Raw genomic sequence first — 12,758 nt, 5'->3', positions numbered from 1 at the left:
AATCACTCCATAATATCCTCCACTCTGCGTTCCAAAAATAAATGGTACACCTTGCGTATGACGATTTTGCCGCACATATATAATGGAATAACCAAAATGATACCCAAGATCCCGAGCAGGTCGCCACCAACTAGCAATAAAATGACGACAGTCAACGGATGAATGTCCAGCTGCTTGCCAAAGACAATCGGCGACAGCCAATTATCCTGAATTTGCTGTGCAACGATCACCACCACCAGCGACCAGAGCGCCATGGAAGGCGATTCGAGAAATCCAATGATAACCACAGGTATAGAAGCAGCTACTGCCCCCACATAGGGAATAAAATTAAGGAAAATCGAAATAACGGCAAGCAGCAAGGCATATGGCAAACCAATAATCAAAAATCCAAGGAACATCATCAAGCCCAACGCGACATTGATCAGCACTCGACTGACGATAAAGCTGCTGAGCGCACTATCAATATCCTCCATAACTTCCAGCGCGTCCTTATGATACTTTTTAGGAAAGAAGTTAAGCATTTTGGGACCAAACTTGCTCCCTTCCTTCAACATGTAATAGAGCAATATGGGAAAGGTAGCCAATACGATAAAAAAGTAGGATACGAACGATACCAGCTTTACCGAGTAATCTGACAGCGTTGAAAAAGCTTCGTTTAACGTATCTGACAGTTGTGACAGCGGGTCTTCACCCGGAGGCAGTACTTGTCTCAAGGATTGATTATGCCGCCATTGGCTCAATTGATCAACCAGACTTTTAATAAGCTTCGGCGCGTTCTCAAATAAATTGGTTACCTGATCACGGAGCGTAGGCCACACTCCCCATGAGAAGAGGAACAGTAACACGCCAATAACCAAATAAATCAGCAATATGGAAATTGATCGTTTGATTTTTCTCCGTTCCATGACATCTACGATCGGTCTCAATAAATAATAGAGGAAAAAAGATAGCATCAACGGTACAACCAGCAAGCTGACCAAGGATACAAGAGGACTGAATATAAAGCTTACTTTGGTGCCCAAGTAAATAATGAGCAATAGCATGACGATTCCTGAAGTCAGGCGAAAAAAACGATTATTTTGCAGCATATCATACGCCCCCCTGTTCTGTTTCTCTCTACTTCTTTAAACGCAAACCGACCCTATTGATTGATTCTTGCTGAAAATAGATTACAATATACCCACACTTACAGAATATGTAGCAAAAATGACATAGATACTGAATAAAACAGTGCCAACATAGCAAAAAAGGAAGTCCAAATGGCTAGGCATTGGACTTCCTTTTTGTGATCTCAGCATTTTGCCAAAATCCTCGTGTTATTCAATCATACATGTTAAGAGATACGTGTTTAGGTGGAGACATCGCGTTTTACGAAAACCACCCAGGCAATCGCGATAAAAACCACATAATAAGCGGCCAGCACGGCGAGCGAAAAGGTTAGATTGGAACTTACTGTACCCGGCGGCATATCTAGATATTTTTTCAGATCCATATGCGTAAAGAGTACGTATTTGGTCCATTCAAAACGATCTGTGCTGAACAAGCCAATAGAGTTATACACCGTTTTGGTGAACATCATAAACAAGGACAAACCAATCGCCAAAGCGCTCGAACGAAACACAGCGGATAACATAAATGCAAAAGCCATGGTCACGAATAAGGCGATATAGCTATACAAGAAGTTCAGCGTTACGTAAGATATCGGATCACTGAACAGCGGAACAGAGCCCGCTGGTGCGTCCTTCGATAACATCAGCCAGGAGGATAGCGTAACCATCAAGACCAAAACGATTGTTCCAAGCAAGCTGAACAAAATCACCGATATATACTTGGACAACAAAATTTTGCTGCGAGTCCAAGGGCGGATGAGCAGCAACTTAATCGTTCCCCATGTAAATTCGCCAGCCACCGAATCAGCAGCTACAATGACCGTAAACGTCGTATTGAGGAAAAATGTAAACAACGTTGTCAATGCGATGCCATCCCACACACTAACCTGATCAGAAACTAGAGAAATCAGCATCGGAATCACAGCGGTGATGACCGCCAGCAGCCCCAGCATGATCCATGTGCGCACACGCAAGTAGATTTTAAGATTTTCATTATGTACCAGCTTGAAGAAATCAGCCAATGGACCCGCCTCCCGTCACTTCCAAAAATTGATCTTCCAACGTACGGGCAACCGGGCGAATCGCATACACCTTGACTCCATTTGCAGCCAGCAGGCTGTTCATCTCTGCAATCTGTTCCCGCTCCAGGTGAAGCAGTAGTTGATTGCCTTCGACGCGCCCGGCTCCAGCAAGCGTATAGGCTTGCTCAGCATCATTGACTTCAAAAGCAATTTCCGCCGTCTGCACTTCTCCCTCTGTATTCTTCAACTGCTTAATATCAACCAATCGTCCGCTCTGAATAATGGCCACGCGGTCGCACATCAGCTCCATTTCGGACAACAAATGGCTTGATACAAACACGGTAATTCCTTCGGTACGGGTCAATTGACGCAAATAATCCCGCAGTTCACGAATACCCTGCGGGTCCAAGCCATTGGTCGGCTCATCCAGCACAAGCAGCTTCGGTCGATGCAAAATCGCCTGAGCTACCCCGAGTCGCTGCCGCATCCCGAGCGAGTAGGTTTTGACTTTATCATGAATTCGGTTTCCGAGTCCCACCAGACGAATCGCTTCGTCTATACGCTCTTGGCTCACCCCGGGAGACATTCGCGCAAAATGCTGCAAATTTTGATAGCCTGTCAAAAACTTGTACATCTCCGGGTTCTCAACAATCGCACCGACATGGGAAACAGCCTTTTCGAAATCGGTATTAATGCTGTCTCCGCAAATATGAATATCACCCTTGCTGATCGAAATCAGGCCAACCATCATACGAATGGTGGTCGTTTTTCCTGCACCGTTCGGTCCGAGGAAACCAAATACCTGTCCTGCCGGAACCTCCAGTGTCAGATTGTCCACGATCGCTTTTGAGGAAATGATTTTACTCACACCCTCCATCCGTATGACGGGAACCTGCCCTGTCGCTTGCTGCATGCTATGAAACTCCTTCCACCCGGAGTGAAGCTGTCATCCATTTTACTGTACATTTCCGGTTTTGGAAGTATTGTACCATATTTATCCTGTCAGAAACACCTTTGGGAGCACCTTATCACGTCTGTTCCTTCTCCTTGTATATCCAAAGCACTCTCCACTCCTCATCTTCCTGCGTCACATAACAAGGCTGTACGATATCAAAAGTACCGAATCGGGTCTTGTAGTGCTGAGTGACTGTAATACGGTAGACCTTCCCTAAATCTTCCCCATTCGAATCGGTACGAATGTCATATTCAGCCTGCGGCTCCCCCAGTTCAAACGTAAACGTATCCGTCCCCATATCCTGCATAAAAACGTGCGCACGCTGCTGCACATACGTGGACTTCTCGAATTTCTTCTTCATTTGGGAATGAAAAAGCTCCCATGAGCCGCCAAAATTCCCCGATTGCTCCATCGTGTAGAACTCGTTCAGCGCTTCTACGGCTTGATCCCCTTCCCCTGTAGACATCACCCCACGCAGACCCATCCACAGCAGCCATAGCAATCCACATATGATTGCAAAATACAGTAGCTTACGGACGAACGCCGAAGCCGCTCTCCTTCTAAGCAGCACATCTGTCCCTCCCTCTGTCGGACTGTACCGAATACTCTACAGATGTATGTGGGACAAGAGGAGTTTAGAAGAGAATAACAGGGTCTCCCTAAAGGACATTCGCCTATATAAGGGATGCCTAAGGTGATGCGGGAGTGGTGAGCAAATGCTTCTCCAGCACTCCATGGATACGTTGGCGTTCCTGCTCATCTACGATGTAATAATACACACCGTTAATTTTGCTCCCATGTCCCTTTATCTCAACGGTATCCGTCTGCTTAAGAGACGGGCCGATCCGGGTCAGGAAGGTCTTCATATCGTCAAAGCTAATGTCTGTGCGAATCTGCTCCCCCGCTGCCTCCAGTATCGGTTTTACTCGCAATAGCCCTTCCTTGCTGATGGACTGGGCAAGAATTTGCTTGAGCAGCTCTCGCTGGCGGGCGTTCCTTCCGAGATCCCCACGCGGATCATCAAATCGCATACGGGCATAGGCCAATGCTTCAGTTCCGTTCAAGTTCAAATTCCCCTGCGCAAAATGATGCCCCTCATACTGAAAATCAAGTGGATTGTAGACCTCCACTCCTCCCACAAGGTCCACCATTTTCGCAAACCCTTCCATATTCATTTGTACATAGTAATCTATCGGATGGTTCAAAAAATGCTCTACCGTACGGATCGACATATCCACGCCCCCAAAAGCAAACGCGTGATTGATTTTGTCCTCACGCCCTCTACCGACCAACTCTGTTCGCGTATCACGCGGAATGTTGAACATCAACATCGAACCATTGGCGGGATTCACAGATAGAACGATCATCGTATCCGATCGTCCTGGATCGTGCGGTCGCCGATCAACACCCAGCACCAGCACGGTGAACGGCTTGAACTGAGAGATGGCTGCCGGATTGGGTGTACTTGATCCAGTGTCTGTACCTACGGAGCGCCCTGCTCCGCCCGTTGCAAGGGTAGAGACCGCTCCGGGCTGCACGATGCTGCGCGGATGATACATCGCATTTGCCGCTGTTTTAAAGGAATGATACACATAGACGGTATAGGCGGCACCTCCTACAACCAATAACGCCACAGCCCCCAATGTCACCTTCAGCCATCGTTTCATACGCAGCCTCCCTTTACGGATTCACTACAGATTGATGACGATCTATATCCAGATTGTTCATCTGTGGCCTGCCGACAGAATAGTATGCAAAGGCAGATTGTCTGATTTGTTCTTCGCTGTACACATTGCGCCCGTCAATCATAATGGGATACTTCATCAACTCGTTCAGCTCACCCAGTCCGACCTCACCAAACTCCTCCCATTCCGTTAAGAGACATAGTGCATCGCATCCTTCTGCTGCTTCTCGTGCGCTATCGGCCCACTTTATTTCCGGGCTGTCCAGCAATCGGCGGAAGTTAGTGGTAGCGATCGGGTCATATGCACGAATGTGCGCCCCTGCCTCCAGCAGCGACTGTATGATGTCCAGCGCCGGGGCGTCTCTTACGTCATCTGTATTTGGTTTAAAGGCCAGCCCCCATATGCCAATCGTAGCCCCTTCCAGCTCACCCAGTGCCTCTTTCAGCTTGCGAATCACGTTAAAACGTTGTCCCTGATTCACCTCTACCACGGATTTCAGCAGCTTAAATTCATAATCCACGTTGCCTGCAATTTGAATTAAAGCCTGCGTATCTTTGGGAAAACACGAACCACCATAGCCGATACCAGCAGACAAAAAGGAGGAACCGATCCGCTGATCCAGCCCCATACCATGTGCCACGCGTGTAACGTCTGCACCCACCTTTTCACAAATATTCGCAATCTCATTAATGAACGAAATTTTGGTCGCCAAAAAAGCATTCGACGCATACTTAATCATCTCGGCCGAATGGATATCCGTGGTTAAAATATTCGTGGTCAGCGGCTCATGCAGAGTAGTTAGCACTGCGGATACATGCGGATCGGAAGCTCCAATGACGATTCGATCAGGCTGTAGGGTGTCCATGACCGCCGAGCCTTCTCGTAAAAATTCAGGAACCGAAGCGACACCAAAAGGATAGTTCGTGCGGCTAGCGATCCAATTTTGAATACGCTCGTTCGTTCCGACAGGCACCGTGCTTTTGGTAACTATGATCTTGTAGCCATTCATGGCAGCTGCCACCTCGCACGCTGCTTCTTCAATATAAGACAAGTTGGCTTCGCCGCTCGGCAATGAAGGCGTACCCACCGCCAAAATAACAATTTCAGCTGCCTGCACTGAAGCTGCGGTATCTGTTGTGAAGCTTAGCCGGCCCTGCTCGACATTATCTTTAATTAGAGCCTTTAAGCCTGGTTCATAAATCGGTACTCCACCTGCACGCAGCTGACGAATTTTGTCTTCATTCTGATCGATACAGACGACGGTATTGCCAAGCGCGGCAAAACAGACCCCTGACACCAGTCCGACATACCCGGCACCTATAACACATAGTTTCAAACCAATTCCCCCTTTTACATGCTGTCTCATTTCACTGTACTTTTGCCCTGCTTCACTTCTCTACGCCTCTCCCTGTATGCCGATTATGATAGAGCGTGAGCCTTTTATTATGCCGATAGGATTTGAGAAAACGATAGATATACATTGGATTGTTATAGGCATACCTCTTCCATAAACGCTTTGGCTCACATAGCAGACGGTACAGCCACTCCAGTCCCAACCTTTGTATCATTAGCGGCGGTCTGCGAACCTTGCCTGTAATATAGTCAAAGGCAGCCCCTACTCCAACCATCACGCCACGGATACGATCCTTGTTGCGATGCATCCAGATTTCCTGCTTCGGACAGCCCAGACTGACGAATATGAGATGCGCACCTGAAGCATTGATTTCCTCAATGATCCGCTTCTCCTCCTCTGGCTGAAGTTCACGAAATGGCGGTGAAAAGCTGCCCGCGATACGAATTCCAGGGTAATCCTGTCCTACCCTGTCTTTTAAGCTATCCAGCGTATCCGGCGTACTGCCGTAAAAATATACGCTCACCTCCGTTTGTGGCGCACGTTCGCACAGCGTGAGCATCAAACTGGGACCATCTACTCGATCCTGACGCTCGAACCCATACAGCTTAAGGGCCCAAACCAGTGGCATACCATCTGGAGTACACAAATCAGCCTGAGTGAGCGCTTCGTGGAACTCGGGATGATTCCCGGCCGTGACAATGGAATGGGTGTTGCAAATACATACATAGCTGTCCTTTCGTCCGACTGCCCATTGTTCCAGCGTATGTACCGTCTCCTGAAACGTCAGCGCTGCAACATCTGTGCTCGCAATCCTTCCGACTCTATACTGGGGCAGCTGCTTCATAATCACATTCCTCCATGGCCTCGCTATATATCGCCAGCAGTTGCTTCACATTCACTTCTTCCGTATAGTGTGCTGCATAGTTTTCCTCCACTTTCTGTCTCATAGCTGCATAGTTCTCATAGGCTACTGCACGGCGAATCACGGTCTTTATATTTTCCAGATCATCATGTTGAAAATGGAAACCCGTCACTCCGTCCTCCACGACTTCCTCCAATGCGCCAATTCGGCTGCACAATACCGGCGTTCCCACGGAATAGGACTCTACAATCGTCATCGGAAAACCTTCATACCAAATGGAAGGCACCATCACATACATGGCTCGGCTCATACAATCCAGCACCGTGTCTCCATCCTGCTTGCCCAGAAACTGAATGTCTTCCTGCGAATAAGCAGCAGCCAGTTCAGCCTTTTCCGGACCATCGCCAATGATGACCAGTATCAATCCACCTCGATCTTCCAGCTGTGACCAGGCTTGCAACAGATTGCGAACCCCTTTTTCAGCTGAAATCCGGCCCACGAACAACAAATAACGATCATTGGGGTCATACTTGGCTTTGACTGTTTGATGATGGATAAAATTCGGTTTTACTGCGATGCGATCCAGCGGAATGCCGCTTTCAGCAAATTTGTCCCGTGCAAACTCCGTCAGCGCAATATAGCGACTTACCTTGTGCTGCCATGTGCCGATCAGCTCGTTGAACTTAATCATCGCCGCCACCGGAATCGTCTGCAGCTGTGAGCCTCGGTAACATCCATGACGGATGGAGTGCAGCAGCGTGCCGTGCAGGCATTTTTCACAAACTTCATTCCCTCGCATAAAGGTTGCCGCCGGACAAATCAGCCTGTAATTATGCAGTGTCTGGACAACCGGAACCCCCAGCCGTTCACAGGCATGATAGACCGATGGGGATATGACCGGGAAAAAATTATGCACATGTACCACATCCGGTTTCACCCGTAAAAGCAGCTCTTTGATTCTTTTGAATTCTGGGAAGGACCAGGCTGCCTCTACCGCCAGCTTTGCCATGTTGGCCAATCCTTTGCTTTGAATGCTGTCGTTATGCACATAGTAATGCTCCGTCTCTATTCCTCTGGAACGCAGCATAGCCGATTCCTGCTCGACAACCTTGTCTTCTCCCCCACTTTGCTGATAAAAGTTATGGATGATCAGTACTTTGCTTACAGGCGGGGTCATTCGTCTGCTAACCTGTTGACTCACGTGGCCGCCCCACTTTCCTGTGTTGATTGCATAGCGTGATTGGAGCTTATGGGTTTGATCCGCTGCTGGCTTATGATTTCATCCGCAATCCGATCCCACGACATACGCTCGAGCGTAAGAAACGCTTGCTCGGCCAGACTTCGTCTAAGCCCAGCATCATCCAGCAATGTGCCTATACGACCAGCCCATTCCTCCTCCGAAAAGCTTCTCAGCATCACTCCGCTCACTCCGTCCTCAATCAAGGTAACCGAGCCACCGTTCACCGAAGAAATAATCGGGACGCGGAACAGCATGCTTTCCAGCAGCACCATGCCAAAAATATCGTATTGGGTCGGAAACAGCATCACATCCGCTGCTCCGTAAATCTGCCACAGATGACGTTGCTCCACTCTTGGAAAATGTATAATACTATCCGTCAACCCCAGTTGCTCAGCATAAGCCCAATAACGATCCGTATCTATCTTTCGTCCATCCCCAACCATTAACAAAAGGCAGCCGGGATGCTTTTGGAGTACTCTTTTGAACGTATTCAGCATAAAACGTATATTTCTCCGTTCCTCCAGCACACCGACATACAGCAACACCGGGCGATTACCGATCCGACGCAGTTCATTCGCAACCTCACGGTTTTCCTCACGCTCTCCGCTTTGGTCGTCACTGTTGAATCCTTTCTCTACATTGCTGCGGTCCAGTCCGACCCCAATCGTTATCACGTTGTCAAAGCCTTTATTCTCCAGATAGCGCTTGGCAAGATCGGATTTGACATAGGTTCGGCGTAGAGACTTTGTCACCTTAGGCAGCAGCATAACATCGTACAGTTTGCGGATCAGCGCATGCGTATTATCCCGGTATGGACCGTGATACAGCGCCAGCTTATCGGGACATTTGCGGGAAAGCAGGTAGGTCATGATCTGGTTGTATTCTGTAGTAATAACCAGATCATAAGCTGCCAGAAAAGAATCTTTGAGAACATCTCTGTAGATGCTGTTGCTTAAGAACTTGAAACCGTGCAGCCAGATAATGCGCAAGGTGCAGCCTGCGTGACTATAGACTTGTTCCAGATGGGTCTCCTTACGATCGTTGTAGTAAACAATATCGCAATCGTAACCTTTACGGACGAGCGCTTTGCCCAAGCCGACTTCCTGCAAATTGTATGAGGCTCCATTCACCTTGCTGGCAAAGTTGCGAAGATACAATATTTTTGGAATCATCATCAGTACTCCTGCCATTTCATATTGGGTGAGTTATGGCACGCGGGGGTTAGAGTCCGCTACGCGGATGGATCATTCTTCCGATCGCTGTTATCCCCGGATTTCATCTGATTTATATAAACCCTTTAAAGGGTAAAATCCGGGGATAAAGGCGAACGCTATCGCTTCTTCAGAACGATTCCATCCACTCCGCTGCTGACCGCCGTTTCCATAAAGTCACCCCATCTTAAAAAAGGGAATGCTGGGCATGAAGTGCCATCGCTGCACGGATAATACGTGAGCGAATGCATGCAGGGCGTTGACTTCGTCAAACGACTTGTAAGCTTGGCACGTTATGGCACGCTCACAAGCAAGCATGGCTATACTACTGCTAGGCTGACCAAGATGCCCTAACTAGGCTTGATTGTTGCTTGCTGTGAGTACTATTCATCAAGCTCTCTCACCTTGAGAGAGGACTATACAGAGCATTAATACACCGGCACACATGCCCGGCGTGAAGTTCGCGGCGATAGGGCGAAGCTATTGCCAGGCGGCTCTTACCCTCCCCCACCTTATAGGCTGGGGGAAAATCTTTTTTGGCGACGGTGGGTAGCGGGTAGCGGAGAGTAAGGATTTGAAGCTGGAAAAGCGTCAGCGATCGGAAGATCAAACCCGCCCCGAAGCGGCCTTTCCCCTCCAACTTGAATGTTCCCCCTGCCGCTGCCTTTCCTCCATCATCTGCATATTAAAATGGTCTGCCCCTTTAAGCTGGGCCGCTGCCATATCCGCCACCAAGCTCACGCTCGATTCCATCGGTACAAAGCGATATTTGTAGGCTGTAAGCCGATGATCCGTTTCGTGAAATAAAATGTCCTGGGCATAATTTCCCCATCGGTCTTTAGGCATCAAATCAATCGTCATACCTGCATGTGCAGAAGGCAGCAGCATATTGGAGCCATGAATACCAATGACTAATCGGCTGGCTGCGTATACCTCGCATACCCGCTTTTCACTATCCCGATCGAAGCGTGAGACGCGCTCGTCAGCAATCCATGCTGGGAAGCTTCCCGTGCGCCCAAGTCCCGCAACTGTAAAGCAATGATCAGGGAAGCTTTCTCTCAGTCTGCGGAACAGTCCAATGATTTTGCTGCGTTGATGATAAATTAGCGGTTTCAGGCCACGTTTGAGCTTCGGAAATTTTTGCACTGCTCTGGCAATATGATGGCTGCCGCTCCACAAGCGGTCTTCCCTCCATACAAAGGTAATGCGTGGCTTCCGCTCACGTTCCTCGTCATAACGGGAGACCCCTGTAAATTGTTCAATCTCAAATTGGCTGGGATGTGAATATGCCGGACTGACATACACCTCATCAAAACGTATCAATTCCTCAATCATCCGATGATGTAGCAGAGGATAAAAGTTTCGCGCCTTGTTGAACGGGACATCGACAGTCCAAATTTCTGACACATATGCCGGCACCATCCACTCCAGCGACTTTTGCACAATAACGATGATCCCCAGTTCCGGCGATTGCTCATATTCACGCTGAACATTAAGCAGCTTAAGCAACGCATGACCATATAAATAATCTATAGTGTTGATGATGATCACACGCGAAGAAGCTTTCTTTTTATGCACGGTCATACCAACTGCCAAATCATAGGAAGGATTCATCAACGATTGCCGCAGAGGCTCTCCGAGCCATTTTCTTGACTTCGCATTACCGGTCAGGATATAGTCAGGCATTTCTACACGATAAGGTGAATACGTCGCATGACCAACCCTCATGTCCTCGAGATATTCACGTCCGCAACCCTCACACTTAGTACTGACACATACGTGGATTCCCTGCCACAGCACCTCTCCAGCACGTAACGTGTCTCCACAATGCGGGCACTGTTCCTCATGCCGAACAAATGGTTTAATCGGTATCATGATTGTTCTCTCCAACTTTCGGTACTGTAATATGAACATGCCAGAAGGTCAGGATTGACTTCATCATCCAACCCAAATTGGCTTTGACTTCCTTAAACAACAAATCCAATAGAAATACAGATATCGTAAAGGACAAAATCGTCGCCACTAAGGACCCTCGGACACCAAGCCATGGGATCAGAGCGTAATTGAAAGCTATATTCGTAACCGCACCTATTATCGAGGTCAGCAGCGTGTATTTGAACAAATTTTCATTGGTGATAAACAAGCTTTTGGCGACACTAAAGTTGGTGAAAAATAGACGAATCGCAAACAGTGACAACAGCGAGCCTGCTTCAGCAAACTCTCTCCCATACAGCACAACGACTACCCATTGGGATAGAAAAAATAAGGGGACTGAGGTCACAAGAAAGCATATAAACATCAGCCGATACACGTTAGACAACGTCCGTCTGTATTCGTCGCTTCCTTTCTGCTTGGAACGCGTCACCACCGGGGCATAAGCTGTCGTTAGCACGACCGGGATAAAGCCCAGCACCTCGATGAGTCGGAGTGCAACGGAGTATTGCCCGACCGCTTCGTTTCCCAACAATTCTCCGATAATGACCTGATCAATTCGTGCCTGTACATATACAGCGGAGGAGGACAAAATAAGCGGCCAGCTGTGATTCATGATTCGCCGAGCAGTTGTGAAGCGGAACGTCCACTTGTTCACACGCCGCCCTTCCTTATGGAAGAAATACAGCAGCAGCAGGCTTCCCAGCAGAAACTCTCCATGAGCACACAACGCCACTGCCCAAACTGGAATACCGGACAATAATAGAATGATTTTGACGGTGGAACCGAGGACAAAGGCGGTATTCTTGGCAACAACCGTATATTTGGACAACATCTGCGCACGGAACCAGTAGTCGATAATATCAAACAACTGAAATACCGAGGCCGTAGCCAGGATCAGATTGATTAGCCGTACTGAACTGTCTTCCGGTCTGAGCAGTGAAATAAAGGAATAGGACAGTACAATGGCTACCAAAGTACCTAACAACTTCAGCAGAACCGCCGTACCCAATAGTTCGTGCTCATCCTTGGGGTGTTTGACAAGATCGCGTACTAATATAGAATCAAAGCCAAGGGTCGTGAAAATCAGGAACATCCCGAAAAAGGATTCCGCATAATTCCATTTTCCCAGTTCCTCTGGTCCCAACACTCTCGCCATGATGATGCTGACTGCCAGCCCGAACACCATGCGAATCATTTTGTCACCGAATAGCCAGGATGTATTCACCAGCAAGCTTCTGCGCGGTTTGGCACGTTTCTTGACTAATGTCATAGGTTCTACTCCATCTTGAAAAATGACCTTAAACATTGCTTTATGATCTGTTGATCTGTCATACAGCTGAAATCATGTACAACGAAGAGACCCCCCGGCCAGGCGGGCGGCCTCT

General features: G+C 48.2%; 11 protein-coding genes. All 11 read right to left on the bottom strand.

Features of this window, described 5'->3' with window-relative positions:
• Positions 1-2 precede the first annotated feature (2 nt).
• The gene (locus tag ACUC6J_RS06075; protein ID WP_025364270.1) at positions 3-1,088 is read right to left on the bottom strand and encodes an AI-2E family transporter; all 1,086 of its coding nucleotides are present in this window, start codon (positions 1,086-1,088) and stop codon (positions 3-5) included.
• 260 nt (positions 1,089-1,348) lie between these two features.
• Positions 1,349-2,131, bottom strand: a complete 783-nt coding sequence (locus tag ACUC6J_RS06070) for an ABC transporter permease (protein WP_016821229.1) — start codon at positions 2,129-2,131, stop codon at positions 1,349-1,351.
• Positions 2,124-3,044, bottom strand: coding sequence for an ABC transporter ATP-binding protein (locus tag ACUC6J_RS06065; RefSeq protein ID WP_019686420.1), 921 nt, complete (start codon positions 3,042-3,044; stop codon positions 2,124-2,126). The genes ACUC6J_RS06070 and ACUC6J_RS06065 overlap by 8 nt, the downstream gene beginning before the upstream one ends.
• A gap of 115 nt (positions 3,045-3,159) precedes the next feature.
• On the bottom strand, positions 3,160-3,657 hold the full coding sequence (locus tag ACUC6J_RS06060) for a hypothetical protein (RefSeq protein ID WP_016821231.1): 498 nt from the start codon (positions 3,655-3,657) through the stop codon (positions 3,160-3,162).
• A gap of 118 nt (positions 3,658-3,775) precedes the next feature.
• Complete coding sequence (locus ACUC6J_RS06055) at positions 3,776-4,753, bottom strand: LCP family glycopolymer transferase (RefSeq protein ID WP_016821232.1); 978 nt, start codon at positions 4,751-4,753, stop codon at positions 3,776-3,778.
• A gap of 13 nt (positions 4,754-4,766) precedes the next feature.
• Positions 4,767-6,107 carry a UDP-glucose dehydrogenase family protein gene (locus ACUC6J_RS06050; RefSeq protein WP_025364268.1) on the bottom strand — a complete coding sequence of 447 codons (1,341 nt, stop codon included), beginning with the start codon at positions 6,105-6,107 and terminating at the stop codon, positions 4,767-4,769.
• A 52-nt stretch (positions 6,108-6,159) separates the two neighbouring features.
• Positions 6,160-6,969 carry a WecB/TagA/CpsF family glycosyltransferase gene (locus ACUC6J_RS06045; protein WP_243208114.1) on the bottom strand — a complete coding sequence of 270 codons (810 nt, stop codon included), beginning with the start codon at positions 6,967-6,969 and terminating at the stop codon, positions 6,160-6,162.
• Positions 6,947-8,188 (bottom strand): glycosyltransferase family 4 protein, encoded by a 1,242-nt coding sequence (locus ACUC6J_RS06040; protein WP_447249923.1) that lies wholly within the window; start codon positions 8,186-8,188, stop codon positions 6,947-6,949. The genes ACUC6J_RS06045 and ACUC6J_RS06040 overlap by 23 nt, the downstream gene beginning before the upstream one ends.
• Positions 8,185-9,399, bottom strand: a complete 1,215-nt coding sequence (locus ACUC6J_RS06035) for a glycosyltransferase family 4 protein (protein WP_447249922.1) — start codon at positions 9,397-9,399, stop codon at positions 8,185-8,187. Before ACUC6J_RS06035 ends, ACUC6J_RS06040 begins: the two co-directional genes overlap by 4 nt.
• A 645-nt stretch (positions 9,400-10,044) precedes the next feature.
• The gene (locus ACUC6J_RS06030) at positions 10,045-11,313 is read right to left on the bottom strand and encodes a zf-TFIIB domain-containing protein (protein ID WP_031463072.1); all 1,269 of its coding nucleotides are present in this window, start codon (positions 11,311-11,313) and stop codon (positions 10,045-10,047) included.
• On the bottom strand, positions 11,300-12,643 hold the full coding sequence (locus ACUC6J_RS06025; protein ID WP_017426465.1) for a flippase: 1,344 nt from the start codon (positions 12,641-12,643) through the stop codon (positions 11,300-11,302). The genes ACUC6J_RS06030 and ACUC6J_RS06025 overlap by 14 nt, the downstream gene beginning before the upstream one ends.
• Positions 12,644-12,758: the final 115 nt, after the last annotated feature.

The organism is Paenibacillus sp. JJ1683 (assembly GCF_053006485.1).
This window is presented reverse-complemented; position numbering and strand designations above follow the sequence as displayed.